16 protein-coding genes are annotated in these 17,886 nt (G+C 60.8%); 11 read left to right on the forward strand and 5 right to left on the reverse strand.

The window, feature by feature from the left end:
- Positions 1 to 84: 84 nt before the first annotated feature.
- The 8 genes from SKZ59_RS14840 to SKZ59_RS14875 all read left to right on the forward strand — a co-directional run bounded on the left by SKZ59_RS14840 (position 85) and on the right by SKZ59_RS14875 (position 6,802).
- Complete coding sequence (locus SKZ59_RS14840; protein WP_374106893.1) at positions 85 to 1,119, forward strand: KpsF/GutQ family sugar-phosphate isomerase; 1,035 nt, start codon at positions 85 to 87, stop codon at positions 1,117 to 1,119.
- On the forward strand, positions 1,119 to 1,652 hold the full coding sequence (locus SKZ59_RS14845; protein WP_319992172.1) for a KdsC family phosphatase: 534 nt from the start codon (positions 1,119 to 1,121) through the stop codon (positions 1,650 to 1,652). Before SKZ59_RS14840 ends, SKZ59_RS14845 begins: the two co-directional genes overlap by 1 nt.
- A gap of 42 nt (positions 1,653 to 1,694) precedes the next feature.
- Positions 1,695 to 2,306 carry an LPS export ABC transporter periplasmic protein LptC gene (gene lptC / locus SKZ59_RS14850; protein ID WP_034753320.1) on the forward strand — a complete coding sequence of 204 codons (612 nt, stop codon included), beginning with the start codon at positions 1,695 to 1,697 and terminating at the stop codon, positions 2,304 to 2,306.
- Between the two features lie 25 nt (positions 2,307 to 2,331).
- On the forward strand, positions 2,332 to 2,913 hold the full coding sequence (gene lptA, locus SKZ59_RS14855; RefSeq protein ID WP_034753322.1) for a lipopolysaccharide transport periplasmic protein LptA: 582 nt from the start codon (positions 2,332 to 2,334) through the stop codon (positions 2,911 to 2,913).
- Positions 2,913 to 3,668, forward strand: coding sequence for an LPS export ABC transporter ATP-binding protein (gene lptB, locus SKZ59_RS14860; RefSeq protein ID WP_034753325.1), 756 nt, complete (start codon positions 2,913 to 2,915; stop codon positions 3,666 to 3,668). The genes lptA and lptB overlap by 1 nt, the downstream gene beginning before the upstream one ends.
- Positions 3,669 to 3,672: 4 nt before the next feature.
- Positions 3,673 to 5,151 carry an RNA polymerase factor sigma-54 gene (locus tag SKZ59_RS14865; protein ID WP_034753328.1) on the forward strand — a complete coding sequence of 493 codons (1,479 nt, stop codon included), beginning with the start codon at positions 3,673 to 3,675 and terminating at the stop codon, positions 5,149 to 5,151.
- A gap of 69 nt (positions 5,152 to 5,220) precedes the next feature.
- Positions 5,221 to 5,583, forward strand: coding sequence for a ribosome hibernation-promoting factor, HPF/YfiA family (gene hpf / locus SKZ59_RS14870; protein WP_034753331.1), 363 nt, complete (start codon positions 5,221 to 5,223; stop codon positions 5,581 to 5,583).
- A 133-nt stretch (positions 5,584 to 5,716) separates the two neighbouring features.
- Entirely contained in the window at positions 5,717 to 6,802 is a 1,086-nt protein-coding gene (locus tag SKZ59_RS14875) for an enoyl-CoA hydratase/isomerase family protein (protein ID WP_319992173.1), read from the forward strand.
- Here the strand turns inward: SKZ59_RS14875 and rapZ are convergent, their stop codons facing one another.
- From rapZ to ilvA, 5 genes are all read right to left on the reverse strand, one after another.
- Positions 6,803 to 7,666 carry an RNase adapter RapZ gene (gene rapZ / locus SKZ59_RS14880; protein WP_034753336.1) on the reverse strand — a complete coding sequence of 288 codons (864 nt, stop codon included), beginning with the start codon at positions 7,664 to 7,666 and terminating at the stop codon, positions 6,803 to 6,805.
- Between the two features lie 483 nt (positions 7,667 to 8,149).
- Positions 8,150 to 9,085, reverse strand: a complete 936-nt coding sequence (gene hprK / locus SKZ59_RS14885) for an HPr(Ser) kinase/phosphatase (RefSeq protein WP_034753337.1) — start codon at positions 9,083 to 9,085, stop codon at positions 8,150 to 8,152.
- Between the two features lie 36 nt (positions 9,086 to 9,121).
- On the reverse strand, positions 9,122 to 9,604 hold the full coding sequence (locus SKZ59_RS14890) for a PTS sugar transporter subunit IIA (protein WP_034753339.1): 483 nt from the start codon (positions 9,602 to 9,604) through the stop codon (positions 9,122 to 9,124).
- Between the two features lie 333 nt (positions 9,605 to 9,937).
- Positions 9,938 to 10,780 (reverse strand): NADPH-dependent 7-cyano-7-deazaguanine reductase QueF, encoded by an 843-nt coding sequence (gene queF, locus SKZ59_RS14895; protein WP_319992174.1) that lies wholly within the window; start codon positions 10,778 to 10,780, stop codon positions 9,938 to 9,940.
- Between the two features lie 134 nt (positions 10,781 to 10,914).
- Positions 10,915 to 12,450, reverse strand: coding sequence for a threonine ammonia-lyase, biosynthetic (ilvA, locus tag SKZ59_RS14900; RefSeq protein WP_034753344.1), 1,536 nt, complete (start codon positions 12,448 to 12,450; stop codon positions 10,915 to 10,917).
- A gap of 201 nt (positions 12,451 to 12,651) precedes the next feature.
- Here ilvA and SKZ59_RS14905 point away from each other — a divergent pair, with 201 nt between their 5' ends.
- The 3 genes from SKZ59_RS14905 to SKZ59_RS14915 all read left to right on the forward strand — a co-directional run bounded on the left by SKZ59_RS14905 (position 12,652) and on the right by SKZ59_RS14915 (position 17,882).
- Positions 12,652 to 13,143 carry a YqaA family protein gene (locus SKZ59_RS14905; protein WP_034753347.1) on the forward strand — a complete coding sequence of 164 codons (492 nt, stop codon included), beginning with the start codon at positions 12,652 to 12,654 and terminating at the stop codon, positions 13,141 to 13,143.
- Between the two features lie 258 nt (positions 13,144 to 13,401).
- Positions 13,402 to 17,442: a DUF3683 domain-containing protein gene (locus tag SKZ59_RS14910; protein WP_319992175.1), complete on the forward strand. Its 4,041-nt coding sequence runs from the start codon at positions 13,402 to 13,404 to the stop codon at positions 17,440 to 17,442.
- Positions 17,439 to 17,882 carry an HIT family protein gene (locus tag SKZ59_RS14915; protein WP_070305338.1) on the forward strand — a complete coding sequence of 148 codons (444 nt, stop codon included), beginning with the start codon at positions 17,439 to 17,441 and terminating at the stop codon, positions 17,880 to 17,882. Before SKZ59_RS14910 ends, SKZ59_RS14915 begins: the two co-directional genes overlap by 4 nt.
- The last annotated feature ends 4 nt before the right edge of the window (positions 17,883 to 17,886 follow it).

Genomic DNA, 17,886 nt, shown 5'->3' on the forward strand with positions numbered 1-17,886 from the left:
GGGTTGCCCGGTACGGTCAATGGAAATCGTTGTTTGTTGTGACTGGCAAGTTTTTTGCTTTCCTAATTCGTTTATACTTTGGGCATGAGTGTAACCCATGAAAAAACAATGCTGAAAGCTTTTGATCGAATTGACATGCAAGCGACGACTGAGCGCGCTGTCGCGCTGGCCCGCACCACCTTGCAGATCGAGTCCGACGCCATCGTTGCGCTGCACGCGCGCCTTGCCACGGACGACAGCGTGGGCCGCGCCGTGGCGCTGTTGCTGCAATGCAAAGGAAGAGTCGTCGTCTCCGGCATCGGCAAGTCCGGCCATATCGCGCGCAAGATTGCCGCCACCCTCGCTTCCACCGGCACGCCGGCCCTGTTCGTGCATCCGGCCGAAGCGGCCCATGGCGACCTGGGCATGGTCACCTCGGACGATGCTTTTATTGCCATATCGTACTCGGGCGAGTCGTCCGAACTGATGGCCATCATGCCTGTCGTCAAGCGCATGGGCGGCGTACTGATTTCCATGACGGGCAAACCGAATTCCAGCCTGGCCCAGCTGGCCGATGTGCACCTGGATATTTCTGTTGAGAAAGAAGCCTGCCCACTGAACCTGGCGCCGACGGCCAGCACCACCGTCACCCTGGCCCTGGGCGACGCGATCGCCGTGGCCTTGCTCGACTTGCGCGGCTTCAAGGAAGAAGATTTCGCCCGCTCGCACCCGGGCGGCGCCCTGGGTCGCCGCCTGCTCACGCATGTGCATGACGTCATGCGCAGCGGCGAAAGGGTGCCGAAAGTGCCGGTAGAGGCATCCCTGCTGCAGGCGCTGGAAGAAATGACGAAGAAGGGCATGGGCATGACGGCCATCGTCGACGCGGACAACCGCCCCGTGGGCGTGTTTACGGATGGCGACTTGCGCCGCATGTTCGAGCGCGTGCAGGATTTCACGCAAGTGGCGATCCGCGACGTCATGCATGCGCAGCCGCGCAGCATCGCGCCCGAACGCCTGGCCGTCGATGCCGTGGCCGTGATGGAGCAGTTCCGCATCAACCAGATGCTGGTCGTCGATGCCGACGGCAAGCTGGTGGGCGCGCTGCATATCCATGACCTGACGCAAGCGAAGGTGATCTGATGGACAGCGTGGCGGACAACCTGGCGCGCGCGGCCAAGGTCAAACTGATGATCTTTGACGTCGATGGCGTGCTCACCGACGGCAGCCTGCATTTCGGCCCCGATGGCGAGATGATGAAAACGTTTAATGTGTATGATGGCCTGGGCATCAAGCTGCTGCAGGAATCGGGCGTGCAGACGGCCATCATCAGCGCGCGCCGCTCGTCCATTACGGCACGCCGCGCGCAAGACCTGGGCATTACCCATGTGCACCAGGGCGGTCACGACAAGCTGACGCCATTTCGCGAACTGCTGGCGCTGACGGGCTTGACGGAAGAGCAATGCGGCTATATCGGCGACGATGTCATCGATGCGCCCATCCTGAAACGCGTCGGTTTTGCCGTCAGCGTGCCGGGCGGGCGTCCGGAAGCGCAGGACCTGGCGCACCATGTGACGCAGGCCGGCGGCGGCCGCGGCGCGGTGCGCGAGATCTGCGAATTCCTGCTGCGCGCCCAGGACAACTATGCGCGCGTCATGGCGCCGTTCCTGGAGTGAGGCGCACCTTGCCGCCAGTGATATTGGAAAGAGTGAAACCCTATGCGTAAGCCAGGAGGCGCCCATCGCTGGCGCACGATTTTTACCCTGCTGGGTGCGGTTGTTGTCGCGCTGGCCAGCTTTTGGCTGCTCGAAGTGATGAACAAGAACAGCCAGGACATCAAGGCCAGCAAGCATCTGGATGAGCCCGATTATTTCATCACCAATTTCAGCCTGGTGCGCATGGATTTGACGGGTAAGCCCAGCTATATCGTGTCGGGCACCAAGCTCACGCATTATCCGGCCGACGATTCGTCCGATATCGACCAGCCCTTCGTGCGCAAGCTCACGCCCGGCATGCCGCCGTTGAACATGAATGCGGAACTGGCGCATATCGACCAGGACAATACCAGGCTGCAACTGCACCGCAAGGTCGTGATCGACCGCGCGGCCAGTCCGAAGGCGCAGAACCTGACGGTCAGGACGGAAGCGCTGACGGTGTTTCCGGACGAGGAAAGAATGGAAACGGACGTGCCTGTCGATATCCTGACGGGCACCTCGCGCCTCAATGGCATCGGCATGAAAGCCAATAACGCCACGGGCGTGGTGGAAGTGCAGAATGCGCTGCGCATGGTCCTCCCGCCGAAACCGCGCCCTGCCGCGGCGGCAAAATGACAGAATGAAACAAGGAAACCATACTATGAAGAACATCTTGCTGTTGACCGTATTTTCGCTGGCCATCATGGGCGTGGCGCATGCCGAGAAAGCCGATTCCGAGAAGGAAGCCGTCATCACGGCACGCAGCGGCCACGTCGATGACGTCAAGCAGGTGCGTACCCTGACGGGCGACGTCGTGCTGGTCAAGGGCACCCTGACCATGAAGGCGGGCCGGGCATTGATCACGGAAGACCCGCAAGGCTATCAGTTCATCACCTTCTGGGCCGATCCCGGCAAGCTGGCCACGTTCCGCCAGAAGCGCGATGGCGCGGGCGACCTGTGGGTCGAAGGCGAAGCGGAGCGCGTGGAATACGACAACAAGACGGAAGTGGTGAAACTGTTTTCCAAGGCCAAGCTGACGCGCCTGGAAGGCACGAAAGTGACGGACGTGGCCAATGGCGCCTTCATCTCGTATGACAGCCGCAAGGAAGTATTCAAGATGGAAAATTCCGACAGCGGCACCAGCACCTCCGATGGCGGCAGCGTGCGCATGGTGATCCAGCCGAAGACCAAGGCGCCGGAAGCGGAGAAAGCGCCGGCCACGCCTGCGCCAGGAAAGAAATAATGGACAATACTCGTTGCGGCAGCACCCTGATCGTTCGCGGTCTGCAAAAAACCTATGGCAAGCGGCAAGTCGTGCATGATGTCTCGCTGCAAGTCGAATGCGGCGAAGTGGTGGGTTTGCTGGGCCCGAACGGCGCCGGCAAGACCACCTCGTTCTACATGATCGTCGGCCTGGTGCCGTCGGACGGCGGCAGCATCGACATCAGCGGCGTGGACATTTCCAGCCTGCCGATCCACCGCCGCGCGCAGATGGGCCTGTCCTATCTGCCGCAGGAAGCGTCCGTCTTCCGCAAGCTGACGGTGGAAGACAATATCCGCGCCGTGCTGGAAATCCAGACCGTCGAAGGCCGTCCTTTGAAGAAGGCCGAGATCGAGGAGCGCCTGGATAAGCTGCTGGCCGATTTGCAGATTGAAAAGCTGCGCGAGAACCAGGCCCTGTCCCTGTCGGGCGGCGAGCGCCGCCGCGTGGAAATCGCCCGCGCGCTGGCCACGGATCCCCGTTTCGTGCTGCTCGATGAACCGTTCGCCGGCGTCGATCCGATCGCCGTGATCGAGATCCAGCGCATCGTGCGCTTCTTGAAGGAGCGCAATATCGGCGTGCTGATCACCGATCATAATGTGCGCGAGACGCTGGGTATTTGCGACCGTGCCTACATCATCAACCAGGGCTCGGTACTGGCGTCGGGACGCCCCGACGACATCATCGCGAACGAGTCGGTACGCCGGGTCTATCTGGGCGAACACTTCCGCATGTAAGCCAATGAAACAATCATTGCAGCTGCGCACTTCGCAGCACCTGGCACTGACGCCGCAGTTGCAGCAATCGATACGCCTGTTGCAATTGTCGACCCTGGAATTGCACCAGGAACTCGAGCAACTGCTGACGGACAATCCCCTGCTCGAGCGCCTCGACGATCCGCTCGACCGTTCGCTGCGCCTGCTGTCGGACGGGGCCTTGAGTTCCACGGCGGCGCCGGCCGAAGCGCCGCCCCAGCCGCCAGGCCAGGAGGCGCCCGCGGCGCCAGCCGAAGCGGAAACCTTTGACGGCGAGGCGGGCGAGGGTCCGGCCGCGGCGGATGGCGGCGACAGCGACTGGAGCGAGGCGAGCCGGGGCAAGGCGCCCGACGACGAAGATTCCCGCCCGCAACTCGAGGCCCATCACTGCACCCTGCGCGAACACCTGATGGAGCAGATGCGCGTGACGGTGCTTGAATTGCGCGACCGCGCGCTGGTCGAGCTGATCATCGACGCGCTCGACGACAATGGCTACCTGGAAGAGTCGCTCGACGACATCCTGGCGCGCCTGCCGGAAGAGCTGGAAATCGACGCCGACGAGATGCGTACGGCCTTGTCGCTGCTGCAAAGTTTCGATCCGCCCGGCGTGGGCGCGCGCAATGCGTCCGAATGCCTGGCGCTGCAGATCAAGCGCTTGCCGCACATCGCCATGGTGACGCGGCGCATGGCGCTCGTCATCGTGGAAAAGCACCTGGCCTGGTTTGCCCAGCGCGATTTCAACAAGCTGAAAAAAGCCCTCGATTGCGACGATGAAGACTTGCGCGAAGCACAGACGGTGATTCGCCAGTGCAATCCGCATCCGGGCGCCGTGTTCGCCTCGGACGTGTCCGATTACGTGGTGCCCGACGTCGTCGTCAAGCGCGCGCGCAATGGCTGGCAAGTGACCCTGAACAATGACGTCATGCCGCGCCTGCGCGTCAACGCCATGTACGCCAACCTGCTCAAGCAGGGCAAGGGCGAGGGCGCCATGGGCGCACAGTTGCAGGAAGCCAAGTGGCTGATCAAGAATATGCGCCAGCGTTTCGACACGATCCTGCGCGTGGCACAGGCAATAGTAGAAAGACAAAAGAACTTTTTCTCGCACGGGGCCGTTGCCATGCGCCCCCTTGTGCTCCGTGAAATAGCTGATACACTGGGTTTACACGAGAGTACTATCTCGCGGGTAACAACTCAAAAGTACATGCTGACCCCGCACGGCATGTTCGAGTTGAAATATTTCTTTGGTAGCCACGTCGCCACCGAAGCGGGGGGCGAAGCGTCATCGACGGCGATACGGGCATTGATCGTGCAACTGACAGGAGCAGAAGACCCTAAAAATCCTTTATCCGACAGTAAGATTGCGGACATGCTGGGGGAACAAGGCATGGTGATTGCGCGACGTACTGTTGCCAAATACCGGGAAGCGTTGAAAATTCCGCCAGTGAGCCTGCGTAAGTGTTTGTAAGTTTTTTTCGGTTCCTCTGCGGGCCGGATAGGATGGACCGCACGAACCCGATCATCTTTAGGAGTGTGTATGAATCTCACCATCAGCGGACATCATCTCGAAGTGACACCAGCCATCCGTGAATACGTACAAACGAAGCTGGAACGCGTGAAACGTCATTTCGATCAAGTTATCGATATCGCCGTGATTCTGACCGTGGATAACCTCAAAGAGAAAGAAAAACGTCAAAAGGCCGAAGTCAACCTGCGTTTAAGTGGCAAAACCGTCTATGTGGAAAGCCTGGCACAAGACCTGTATGCCGCGATCGATGCCCTGATCGACAAGCTCGATAGGCAAGTGATGAAATACAAAACCAAAGTGCAAGGGCACGGTAAAGAGGCGATCAAGCATCTGCCAGACAACTCCGAGGAAGACGCCGTCGTCGCCGTTTAAGGCCACCCGCTTCCAGCAGTTGTGATCAACTAAGGGCGCACATTGCGCCCTTTTTTGCGCCCCTACCTTTTGAACACAATGTTCCCCGCGCAGGCGCTAGAATGTTTGTACTTTTACTTTTTTCACGCCTGCCATGAGCGACTTCGTCCAGACTTCCATCCGCAACCGCACGGGCCATATCGTGCTCGACCGTCCGAAAGCCTTGAATTCCCTGTCGCTGGAGATGGTGCGCGCCCTGAGCGCGGCCCTGCTGGCCTGGCGCGACGATCCGCAGGTGGACGCCGTCGTGATCCGATCGAGCAGCGAGAAAGCACTGTGCGCCGGCGGCGACATCCGTTTCTTCTACGATGCGGGCCTGGCCACACCGCAAGGCGGCAGCGCCTTGCTGGAAGATTTCTTTACGGAAGAATACGCGTTAAATCATGTGATCCATTTCTATCCGAAACCGTATATCGCCGTGATGGATGGCGTGGTGATGGGCGGCGGCATGGGCGTGGCGCAAGCCGGGCCCGGCAACCGCCTGCGCATCGTCACGGGCCGCACGCGCATGGCCATGCCGGAAGTCAATATTGGCTTGTTCCCCGATGTGGGCGGCAGCTATTTCCTGTCCCGCCTGGCCGGCCAGCTGGGCCTGTACCTGGGCTTGACGGGCTTGACGATCAGCGCGGCCGACGCCCTGTACACGGACCTGGCCGATGTCTACCTGCCCGAGGCGCAGATGGGGGCGCTGCTGGCCCTGTTCGAGTCAACGCCGGGCGAGGCCTTGCCGGTGGCCATCAAGGCGCTGGCGGCGCCGTTCCAGGCCGAGGCGGGTATCTCCTCGCTGGCGGCGGCGCGCGCGGCGCTGGACCGTCACTTCGGCGCGGGTTCCGTGGCGGCCATCATGGCCTCGCTGGCGCAGGACGACAGCGCGTTCGCCAGCAAGGCGCTGGCGGCCATGCGCCTGCGCTCGCCTTTGATGATGTCGGTAACTCTGGAATTGCTGCAGCGCGGGGCTCACTTGGGCGTGGCCGATTGTCTGCGTCTGGAGCGCACGGTGGTGCGCCACAATTTCGAGCATGGCGAAGTGCTCGAAGGCGTGCGCGCGCTGGTGGTCGACAAGGACAATGCGCCGCGCTGGAATCCTGCCAGCCTGGACGAGGTCGACGCTGCCATGGTGGCGCGCTTTTTCGCACCGGTCTGGCCGGCGTCAGCGCATCCGCTGCGCCACCTGAATTAACTAGGAGCGTTCGCGGTGGCGCAGTACGACGCGCTCGTTGGGGCCGAAGTATTGCGCCAGCCGTTCCGCCATGTACACGGAGCGGTGCTGGCCGCCCGTGCAACCGAGGGCCACCGTCAGGTAGCTACGGTTGTCGGACTTGAATGACGGCAGCCATTTCTCGATGAAGGCGCGGATGTCGGCCAGCAGTTCCAGCGCGCTCGGCTGCGCGTCGAGGAAGGCGATCACGGGCGCGTCGCGGCCATCGAGTGGGCGCAGCGCCAGGTCGTAATACGGGTTAGGCAAGGCCCGCACGTCGAAGACGAAATCGGCGTCCAGCGGCACGCCCAGCTTGAAGGCGAACGATTCGAAGAACAGGGTCAGCGGTGCGCGTTCGGAAGCGATCATATCCTTGATCCAGGCACGCAATTTGTTGGCGCTCAGTTCGGACGTGTCGATCACGTGGCCCAGCTGTTCGATGGCCGACAGGCGTTCGCGCTCTTCCGAGATGCACTCGATCAGGGTGCGGCGGCTGGCCGGATTCTGATTCGGACGCAATTCGTGCGACAGCGGATGGCTGCGCCGCGTTTCCGAGAAGCGCGCCACCAGCGAATGCGTGGTGGCCGTCAAAAACATGACCTTGACGTCGTGCCCCTGGTCGCGCAGCAGCGCCACATTGTGCGGCAGGCTGACGAGCGACTCGGCGCTGCGCGCATCGACGGCGACGGCCAGTTGCGGTGTACCTTCGTCGAGCAGGGTTTGCACCAGGCTGGGCAGCAAGGCCGGTGGCAGGTTGTCGACACAATAATAGCCGGTATCTTCCAGCACATTGAGCGCGACGGATTTACCGGAGCCGGATATTCCGGTGATAAGGACGATATGCATAGCCCGATCATACAATAAAGATCGGCACTCTGCTCCAAGGCAATTATCTTTACAAATTATTGCAATTTGGACTGTGGTATTTCTTTGCTGCACACGTCAACCATGTTGTCGGATTACGCGGGGCCTTGCCCCGCCTCGGCGGCCCCGCTAATCCGACCTACATTGCTAATCCCCGCTCATTGCGAGTCGTTGGTGCAGCAGGGAATTCACGCAGCACTGCTGCGTGGCTGTGTAACGGTTCGCCCTTGCAAGGGCGAACTCCTTGGCAACATTAATCGCCACTCATGGCGAGTCGTTGGTGCAGCAGGGAATTCACGCAGCACTGCTGCGTGCCTGCGTAACGGTTCGCCCTTGCAAGGGCGAACTCCTTGGCAACATTAATCGCCACTCATGGCGAGTCGTTGGTGCCGCAGGGAATTCACGCAGCACTGCTGCGTGCCTGCGTAACGGTTCGCCCTTGCAAGGGCGAACTCCTTGGCAACATTAATCGCCACTCATGGCGAGTCGTTGCCGCTCCATGAACTCCTGCAAGGTATCGATGCCGCGCAGTTGCAAAATGGTATTGCGTACGGCCGCTTCCAGCAGCACGGCGATGTTGCGGCCGGCGGCGACGGGGATGACGACCTTGCGCACGGGCAGGCCCAGCACGTCTTCCGTCGGGAACAGGAAAGGCAGGCGCTCGACTTCTTCTTCCAGCGCGTTGCGGCGCACGAGATGCACGATCAGTTTCAAGCGCATCTTGCGGCGCACGGCCGTTTCGCCAAAGATGGCCTTGATGTCGAGTAAGCCCAGGCCCCGCACTTCGAGCAGGTTTTGCAGCAGGGGCGGGCAGCGCCCTTCGATCATGTTCGGCGCGATGCGCGAGAATTCGACGGCGTCGTCTGCCACCAGGCCGTGGCTGCGCGAAATCAGTTCCAGCCCCAGCTCGCTCTTGCCCAGGCCCGAATCGCCGGTGATCAGCACGCCCACGCCCAGCACGTCCATGAACACGCCATGCATGATGATGCGCTGCGCCAGTTTTTTGGACAGGTAGACGCGCAGGAAGTCGATCACTTGCGCGGCCGGCAGCGGGGTGGAGAACAGGGGAATGTTTTGCTCGTCGCAAATGGCGAGAATGTCGGGCGGCGTTTCCAGCCCTTGCGCGATGATCAGCGCGGGCGGACCGCCGGCGATCAGCTCGCCGATCACGTGGGTGCGCGTATTGACCTTCAGGCGCTGGTAGTAATTGATTTCCTGGTGGCCGAAGACCTGGATGCGGCCCGGATGGATCAGGTTCAAGTGGCCCACCTGGTCGGCGGCCGACGAGACGTCGCCCGAGATCAGGCGCTCGCCGCCGGGGAAGCCGGCGAACCAGCCCAGTTGCAGACTTTCACGATTATCGTCGTACAGGCGTTGTATCGTCAGCGGCGTTTGCAACATGGCAGTCTTCTTCAGGAGTGGAGGAATACCTGAAGTTTAACCCGCCGCTTGCAGACTGGGTTGCCAATTGACGATGCGCGAATGCACGGATTTCGGTTCCGGATCCGTGGCCAGCGCCGTACGGAAGGCATCGTCGGAAAACATTTCGGCGATTTCCGACAGGATTTCCAGATGTTGCTGAGTGACATGATCAGGAATCAGCAGGAAAAACAGCAGATTGACGGGCTTGCCATCGGGCGATTCGAACGGAATCGGCTCGGCCAGGCGCACGAAGGCGCCCAGCGGCGATTTCAAGGTTTTACTGCCCTTGACTCTGCCATGCGGCACGGCCACGCCATGGCCCAGACCAGTCGAGCCCAGGCGTTCGCGGGCAAACAGATTGTCCGAAACGGTAGAGCGGGCGATGCCGTAATTGTTTTCGAAGATCAGGCCGGCTTGCTCGAAGGCGCGCTTTTTACTGGAGACTTCCAGGTCCAGCAGGACGTTTTCGAGGGATAGTATTTTGCTAAGATTAGTCATGACACTCAATGAAATGGTGCAATGCGCAGAGGGCTTGCGAGCCGAATTATAGGCCTGTTTCGGCGGCCTGTAACGCCAATTCTCAACAGTATACGCCCGCTGCGGGCGCAGTGGGCGCTACAGCCCACGTGGCCATCATTTTAGCAAAAAAATAACATCGGCGTGTATCGGCTATTTCTTGATTAAAAACACGGCGCGCGCCGGTTTTTCCGCCGCCGAATGCCGATTTTCCGATTTTTCAGCGTCTATGACATGCTCTGCGGCACTACTGCAACGTTGTTTTAAAACACAGCCAACATTCCTGTTGGCATGGTTTTGCGGTGTTGCGCGGTGTTACTGGCGCGCATTGCGCAGATTGCCCGGCATCGTACCCGTGCTGAAATTGCTGCGCCATGGATTGATATCGAGGCCGCCGCGGCGCGTATAGCGCGCATACACGGACAGTTTTTGCGGCTTGCACTGACGCAAGATATCGACAAAGATGCGCTCCACGCATTGCTCGTGGAATTCATTGTGCTCGCGGAAACCGATCAGGTAGCGCAACAGGCTTTCCTGGTCGATCTGCGGCCCCGCATAGTCGATCTGCACGCTGCCCCAGTCGGGCTGGCCCGTTACCAGGCAATTTGATTTGAGCAAGTGCGAGACGAGTTTTTCTTCCACCGGCGCTTCATCCAGGGCGGCTTTCAGCAGCAGCGGCGAAGGCGTGTATTGCGTGATTTCCAGGTCCAGGCGGTCGAGCAGCACGCCGTTGAATTCGCCCATTTTCAGTTTGCCGAAATCTTCCTGCAAGGTCAGTTCCACTTGCACGGGCGCGCCGAAGCCGTTCGACAAATCCTGCTTGAGCAGGGCCAGCAGCGCTTCGGGGTTGTCCAGCTTGGTCTGGTTGAACGAGTTCAGGTACAGCTTGAACGATTTCGACTCGATGATGTTCGGCGAATCGGCCGGCGCGCTGACCTTGGCGATGGCCACCTGCGGCTTGCCGCGCTGGTTCAGCCACGACAGTTCATACGCATTCCAGATATCGAGGCCGAAGAAGGGCAGAGTGCCGCGCAGTTCCAGCTCGTCGCGCTTGCCCTGGCGTGGAATCGGAAACAGCAATTCCGGCGCGTAATCGGTGCGGTAGGCGGAGCTTTTGCCCAGGGGAGATTGTTCGGCGAGATCGTTGGTGGTGGTCATGGTCGTGTGGCGTGAATTCAGTCAAGGATGCATGGTAGCCTATTTCAGCCCAACGGCAAGGACAGGGGTCAGACCCAACGGGGGAATGCGCCCCGGTGGGGCGCATTCCGATCGCGAAGCGACTGACCCTGCTATTACCCAAGGAACAGTTTGTACACAGGATTGCTGCTCTCATCCCAGTAACGGTACCCGAGGGTATCGAGGAAGCGGGCAAATTCGCCCATCTCATCGGGCGGCACTTGCAGGCCGATCAGGATGCGGCCCACGTCGCCGCCCTGGCTGCGGTAATGGCACAGGGAAATATTCCAGTTCGGCGCCATGCTGTCGAGGAAACGCATCAGCGCACCGGGGCGCTCGGGGAATTCGAAGCGGTACAGCAACTCGTCCTGGGCCAGCCGGCTCTTGCCGCCCACCAAGTGGCGGATGTGCGACTTGGCCAGTTCGTCGTGGGTCAGGTCCAGGGTCTTGAATTCGTGCTCCTCGAAGGTCTTCGCCAGCACGCTCGACTCATGCCGGTCGGCAATTTGGATGCCGACGAATACGTGCGCGGCTTTTTCATCGCTGATGCGGTAATTGAATTCCGTCACGTTGCGCGCGCCGATGAGCGAGCAGAAACGCTTGAAGCTGCCCCGCTGTTCGCGCATGGTGACGGCAAACACGGCTTCGCGGAATTCGCCCAGTTCAGCCCGTTCCGCCACAAAACGCAGCCGGTCGAAATTCATGTTCGCGCCGCTGGCGATGGTGACCAGGGTTTCATTGTTGACGGGGTGCTTGGTGAGGCTGGCCCGTTCCACATAGGCCTTGGCACCGGCGATGGCCAGCGCGCCGGACGGCTCCAGAATGCTGCGCGTATCCGTAAACACATCCTTGATGGCGGCGCAGATGGCGTCCGTGTCGACCGTGATGATTTCATCGACATACGCCTGCACGAGACGGAAGGTTTCCTCGCCGGCCAGGCGCACGGCCGTGCCGTCGGCAAACAGGCCCACGTCGTTCAGGGTGACGCGTTCGCCGGCCTTCAGCGAGCGGGCCATGGCGTTCGAATCGACGCTTTGCACGCCGATGATCTTGATGTCGGGGCGAATCTGTTTCACGTAGGCGGCAATGCCGGCGATCAGGCCGCCGCCGCCGATGGGCGCGAAGATGGCGTGGATGGGGCCGGCGTGCTGGCGCAGGATTTCCATGCCGATCGTGCCCTGGCCGGCGATCACGTCCGGGTCGTCGAACGGGTGCACGAAGGTCAGCTTCTGTTCCTTTTCCAAGGTCAGCGCATGGTTATAGGCATCCGTGTAGGACTCGCCGTGCAGCACCACTTCCACGTTCACGCCGCCCCGTCCCTTGACCGCCTCGACCTTCACCAGCGGCGTGGTGGTCGGCATGACGATGACGGCACGGCAACCCATGCGTGCGGCCGACAGGGCCACGCCCTGGGCATGGTTGCCGGCCGAGGCGCAAATCACGCCGCGCTTGCGTTCCGCTTCGCTGAGCTTGGACATCTTGTTGTAGGCGCCACGAATCTTGAAGCTGAACACGCTTTGCATGTCTTCGCGCTTGAAGTAAATCTGGTTGTTCAGGCGCTGCGACAGGGCAGGGGCCAGTTCCAGCGGCGTTTCGGTGGCGACGTCATAGACGCGGGCGGTCAGGATTTTCTTGAGGTAGTCGATGTTCATAGTCTGCAAGCAAGTGATTCTGGGCCAGAAAGGGTCTGGAGCGTGTCTGTCGATAGCGGCGGCGCCGCGGCGGATAGCCTGGCGACAATAATGCTCTGTGGAACTGCGGGCGGGTATGCCTTTGCCGGCCGGCGCGATGTGTGCGGCGCCCAGGCTGCTCTTCATTATAATGGAGAGCCTTACTGCATCGCGAAGTGTTCCATGATCGAATCCGCAATCGCCTGGCTGCTGCAGCTGATCGCAGCACCGGAAGTCGGGCTGACATCGGTCTTTCTGATCAGCTTTATTTCCGCCACCTTGCTGCCGCTCGGCTCGGAGCCGGCCGTGTTTGCCGTCATCAAGGCCAATCCCGCGCTGTTCTGGGCCGCCATCGGCGTGGCCACCCTGGGCAATACCCTGGGCGGTATCGTCGACTACTGGCTCGGCTACCGGGCCAAGCAGGCGTTCGCCAAGGAGCGCGACACGCGCTGGTTCCGCTGGCTGGCCCGCTATGGCGCCAAGACCATGCTGCTGGCCTGGCTGCCCCTCGTGGGCGACCCCCTGTGCACTTTGGCTGGCTGGCTCAAGCTGCCGTTCTGGCCCAGCGTTGCCTACATGGCCGTCGGCAAGTGCGCGCGCTACCTGACCATGACGGGCTTGCTGCTGTACGTGCCCGATGGCGTATGGCACCGGATCGGCCAGATGCTGGCCTGAATGGGACTGCCTGCAACGCCAGTTTGCCCCATTTTTGGGCAGGTCGATAGTTTGCAATAGAGTCCGATTCTTGGCATTTTTGCGTCAAAAAATCATGGAAACTGGTTTTTTATTCGCGTAAAAGAAGGCTTTTCCATATTTGCTATGGGGGCGGATGAGGTGCTTAAACCTTGGGCGGCATAAGGCTGTTCCCGCATGGTGCGGCGCAATAAGATAAAATGGCCCTTTAGGGTCCAGTCTATATCGTCACCACACTCCATGAACGCTCCCGCACAAATCCAAGCTTTACTGGCAGAAACGCCGAATGGTCCCGCAGCAAGCCGCCTGCGCGAAATCCCGTATAACTACACGTCGTTTTCCGATCGCGAGATCGTCATACGCTTGTTGGGGGAGGACTCCTGGCGCCTGCTCGACGAGCTGCGCGGCGCCCGCCAGACGGGCCGTTCCGCCCGCATGCTGTACGAGGTGCTGGGCGATATCTGGGTCGTGCGCCGCAATCCCTACCTGCAGGATGACTTGCTCGACAATCCGAAGCGCCGCCAGGGCTTGATCGATGCCTTGCATCACCGTCTGGCCGAAGTCGACAAGCGCCGCCTGTCCATCGATGCGGCCGGCGGCGACGCGCTGGTGGCCGGCGAAGCGCCGGAAGTGGCCAAGGCGCGCAGCGCCAATGTGGAGTTGCTGCTGAAGGCGGCCAGCAAGGCAGTGGCCGACTTTGGCGACGAATTCCGCAAGACCTACGACTTGCGCAAGCGCACGGTCAAGGTGCTGGGCCGCTACACGGAAAAACACAATGTGCGCTTCGACGGCATGACGCGCGTGTCGCACGTGACGGACGCCACCGACTGGCGCGTGGAATATCCGTTCGTCGTGCTCACACCCGACACGGAAGAGGAAATGGCCGGCCTCGTCAAAGGCTGTATCGAGCTGGGGCTGACCATCATCCCGCGTGGCGGCGGCACCGGCTACACGGGCGGCGCGATTCCGCTGACGCCGATGTCGGCCGTCATCAACACGGAAAAACTCATCACCCTGGGCGCCGTGGAAATGACGGTCTTGCCGGGATTGAGCCACGAATACGCGACGATCAATTCGGGCGCGGGCGTGATCACGAACAAAGTGTCGGAAGCGGCGGAAAAGGCCGGTTTCGTGTTCGCCGTCGATCCGACCTCGGCGCACGCCTCTTGCATCGGCGGCAACGTCGCCATGAATGCGGGCGGCAAGAAAGCCGTGCTGTGGGGCACGGCGCTGGACAACCTGGCCTCGTGGCGCATGGTCGACCCGAACGGCGACTGGCTCGACGTCACCCGCCTCGACCATAACCTGGGCAAGATCCACGATATCGCACTGGCACGTTTCCAGCTGGAATGGCGCCACCCGAGCACGCGCGACGCGACAAAACCGAACGCGCCGTTCAAGACGGAAATTTTGGAAATTCCTGGCCGCAAGTTCCGCAAGGAGGGCCTGGGCAAGGACGTGACCGATAAATTCCTCGCCGGCTTGCCGGGCATCCAGAAAGAGGGCTGCGATGGCTTGATCACGTCGGCGCGCTGGATCTTGCACAAGATGCCGAAATTTGCCCGTACCGTCTGCCTGGAATTCTTCGGCCAGGCGCGCGACGCGATCCCGTCGATCGTGGAAATCAAGGATTACCTGGACGGCTTGCCGGCCAAGGGCGAGCAATACACGAGCATCCGCCTGGCGGGCCTGGAGCATCTGGACGAGCGCTACCTGCGCGCCGTCGGCTACGCCACCAAGTCGAAGCGGGGCGTGCTGCCGAAGATGGCCCTGTTTGGCGACATCGTCGGCGACGATGAAAACGCCGTCGCACAAGCGGCGTCGGAAGTGGTGCGCATCGCCAACACCCGCGTGGGCGAAGGTTTTGTGGCCGTCAGCCCGGAAGCGCGCAAGAAATTCTGGTTAGATCGTGCCCGCACGGCGGCGATCGCCAAGCACACCAATGCGTTCAAGATCAATGAAGACGTCGTGATTCCCCTGAACCGCATGGGCGAATATACGGACGGCATCGAGCGCATCAATATCGAGCTGTCGATCAAGAACAAGCTGCAACTGGCCGACGCCCTGAGCGCGTTCTTTGCCAAGGGTAACTTGCCAATCGGCAAGAGCGACGATGCATCCGACGACCGCGTCGATGATGCGGAAATGCTGGGCGACCGCGCCGAGCAGGCGCAGCAGTTGCTGGCGCAAGTCACGGCACGCTGGACCTATCTGCTGGCCCAGCTCGACCGTCCGCTGGTCGACGCGAAGGCTGAATTGGCCGAACTGGGCATGGAGCGCTTGCTGCCCGTGTTCGAAGCACGCCTGGAAACACAGCCGAACGCGACATTGTTCGACGTGGTGCAGGACCGCACCGTGCGCATCACGTGGAAGCAGGAAATCCGCGCCCAATTGCGCCAGATCTTCAACGGCGCCGCCTTCAAACTGATCCTCGACGAGGCCACCGCGATTCACGCGCGCATCTTGCGTAGCCGCGTGTTTGTCGCGCTGCACATGCATGCGGGCGACGGCAACGTGCACACGAACTTGCCCGTCAACTCGGACAATTACGAAATGCTGCAAGACGCCCACGAAGCCGTGGGCCGCATCATGATTTTGGCCCGCTCGCTCAATGGCGTCATTTCCGGCGAGCACGGTATCGGCATTACCAAGCTGGAATTTTTGACGGAAGAAGAAATCGGCGACTTCCGCAGCTACAAGCAGCGCATCGATCCGGAAGGCCGTTTCAACAAGGGCAAACTGCTGAATCTGCCAGGCATGGGCGCCGACTTGCGCAATGCCTACACGCCATCGTTCGGCCTGATGGGCCATGAATCCTTGATCATGCAGCAAAGCGATATCGGCGCCATCGCCGATAGCGTCAAGGATTGCTTGCGTTGCGGCAAGTGCAAACCCGTGTGCTCGACCCACGTGCCGCGCGCCAACTTGCTGTACTCGCCACGCGACAAGATCTTGGCGACCTCGTCCCTGATCGAAGCCTTCCTGTACGAAGAGCAGACGCGCCGTGGTATTTCCATCAAGCATTGGGAAGAGTTCGAGGACGTGGCCGACCACTGCACGGTCTGCCATAAATGCGTGACGCCTTGCCCCGTCAACATCGACTTTGGCGACGTGTCGATGAACATGCGCAACTTGCTGCGCAAGATGGACAAGAAGAGCTTCAATCCGGGCACTAAGGCCACGATGATGTTCCTCAACGCCACCGATCCCGTGACCATCAATGCCACGCGCAAGGTCATGATCGGCTGGGGTTACAAGGCGCAGCGCCTGGGCCACGATTTGCTGAAGAAGTTTGCCAAGAAGCAAACTAAGGCGCCGCCGCCATCGACGGGCAAGCCGCCCGTCAAGGCGCAGGTGATCCACTTCATCAACAAGAAAATGCCGGGCAACCTGCCGAAGAAATCGGCGCGCGCGCTGCTCGACATCGAAGACGACAAGGTCATCCCGATCATCCGTAATCCGAAGACGACGACGGCCGATACGGAAGCCGTGTTCTACTTCCCCGGTTGCGGTTCGGAGCGCCTGTTCTCGCAAGTGGGCCTGGCCACGCAAGCGATGCTGTGGGAAGTGGGCGTGCAGACGGTCTTGCCGCCGGGCTACCTGTGCTGCGGTTATCCGCAGCGGGGCGCGGGCGAGTTCGACAAGGCCGAGAAGATGATGACGGACAACCGCGTCCTGTTCCACCGCATGGCCAACACGCTCAATTACCTGGACATCAAGACGGTGCTCGTCTCGTGCGGCACGTGCTACGACCAGCTGGCCACGTACCAGTTCGAGAAGATTTTCCCTGGCTGCCGCATCATGGATATCCATGAGTATCTGCTGGAGAAAAACGTCAAGCTGGAAGGCGTCAACGGCACCCGCTATATGTACCACGAGCCATGCCATAACCCGATGAAGCTGCAGGAATCGGGCAAGACCATCAACTCCCTGATCAGCACGGTAGATAACGTGAAGATCGAGAAGAATGACCGTTGCTGCGGTGAATCGGGTTCGCTGGCCGTCACACGCCCTGACATTTCCACGCAAGTGCGTTTCCGCAAGGAAGAAGAGATGGTCAAGGGCGCCGACAAGCTGCGCGGCGACGGTTTTACCGGCGACGTGAAAATCCTCACCAGCTGCCCGTCGTGCCTGCAAGGCCTGTCGCGCTACAATGACGATTCGGGCACGACGGCCGACTACATCGTCGTCGAGATCGCCAAACACTTGCTGGGAGAGAACTGGATGCCGGATTACGTGAAACGCGCCAATGACGGTGGTATCGAACGGGTGTTGGTGTGACCTGCGATCTGTGCACATTGCTGGACGGCTTTGCCAACAAGCAGGGCTGTGAAGCCTTGCTGTGGCGCAGCGAGCGCCTGTCCGTCGTGGCCGTCGATGACGCCGCCTATCCCGGCTTTTGCCGCGTGATCTGGAACAAGCACGTCAAGGAAATGACGGACTTGACGCCTGGCGAGCGCAACTACGTCATGGAAGTCGTGTGGCAAGTCGAGCTGGCCGTGCGCGAAGTGATGCAACCGGAAAAGGTCAACGTGGCCAGTTTCGGCAACATGACGCCGCACGTGCACTGGCACGTGATCCCCCGCTACCGCGACGACGCGCATTTCCCGAACCCGAGCTGGGCTGTCGTGCAGCGCGAGACGGCACCCGAGGTGCTGGCCGCGCGCCGCGCGCTGCTGCCGGCCTTGCGCGACGCCATCATTCAACGTTTATCCGCATAAAGTA

Source organism: Janthinobacterium sp. GMG2, from assembly GCF_033949445.1.
In the GTDB taxonomy this organism is placed as follows: domain Bacteria; phylum Pseudomonadota; class Gammaproteobacteria; order Burkholderiales; family Burkholderiaceae_D; genus Janthinobacterium; species Janthinobacterium aestuarii.

What these genes read in the sequence shown, in the direction of transcription:
- lptB (WP_034753325.1), top strand. Translation starts at nt 2,913, where the DNA reads ATGGACAATACTCGTTGCGGCAGCACCCTGATCGTTCGCGGTCTGCAA.
- SKZ59_RS14865 (WP_034753328.1), top strand. Translation starts at nt 3,673, where the DNA reads ATGAAACAATCATTGCAGCTGCGCACTTCGCAGCACCTGGCACTGACG.
- queF (WP_319992174.1), bottom strand. Translation starts at nt 10,780, where the DNA reads ATGACCACCACCAACGATCTCGCCGAACAATCTCCCCTGGGCAAAAGC.
- lptA (WP_034753322.1), top strand. Translation starts at nt 2,332, where the DNA reads ATGAAGAACATCTTGCTGTTGACCGTATTTTCGCTGGCCATCATGGGC.
- SKZ59_RS14910 (WP_319992175.1), top strand. Translation starts at nt 13,402, where the DNA reads ATGAACGCTCCCGCACAAATCCAAGCTTTACTGGCAGAAACGCCGAAT.
- SKZ59_RS14875 (WP_319992173.1), top strand. Translation starts at nt 5,717, where the DNA reads ATGAGCGACTTCGTCCAGACTTCCATCCGCAACCGCACGGGCCATATC.
- SKZ59_RS14905 (WP_034753347.1), top strand. Translation starts at nt 12,652, where the DNA reads ATGATCGAATCCGCAATCGCCTGGCTGCTGCAGCTGATCGCAGCACCG.
- ilvA (WP_034753344.1), bottom strand. Translation starts at nt 12,450, where the DNA reads ATGAACATCGACTACCTCAAGAAAATCCTGACCGCCCGCGTCTATGAC.
- SKZ59_RS14845 (WP_319992172.1), top strand. Translation starts at nt 1,119, where the DNA reads ATGGACAGCGTGGCGGACAACCTGGCGCGCGCGGCCAAGGTCAAACTG.
- lptC (WP_034753320.1), top strand. Translation starts at nt 1,695, where the DNA reads ATGCGTAAGCCAGGAGGCGCCCATCGCTGGCGCACGATTTTTACCCTG.
- hprK (WP_034753337.1), bottom strand. Translation starts at nt 9,085, where the DNA reads ATGTTGCAAACGCCGCTGACGATACAACGCCTGTACGACGATAATCGT.
- SKZ59_RS14890 (WP_034753339.1), bottom strand. Translation starts at nt 9,604, where the DNA reads ATGACTAATCTTAGCAAAATACTATCCCTCGAAAACGTCCTGCTGGAC.
- rapZ (WP_034753336.1), bottom strand. Translation starts at nt 7,666, where the DNA reads ATGCATATCGTCCTTATCACCGGAATATCCGGCTCCGGTAAATCCGTC.
- SKZ59_RS14840 (WP_374106893.1), top strand. Translation starts at nt 85, where the DNA reads ATGAGTGTAACCCATGAAAAAACAATGCTGAAAGCTTTTGATCGAATT.
- hpf (WP_034753331.1), top strand. Translation starts at nt 5,221, where the DNA reads ATGAATCTCACCATCAGCGGACATCATCTCGAAGTGACACCAGCCATC.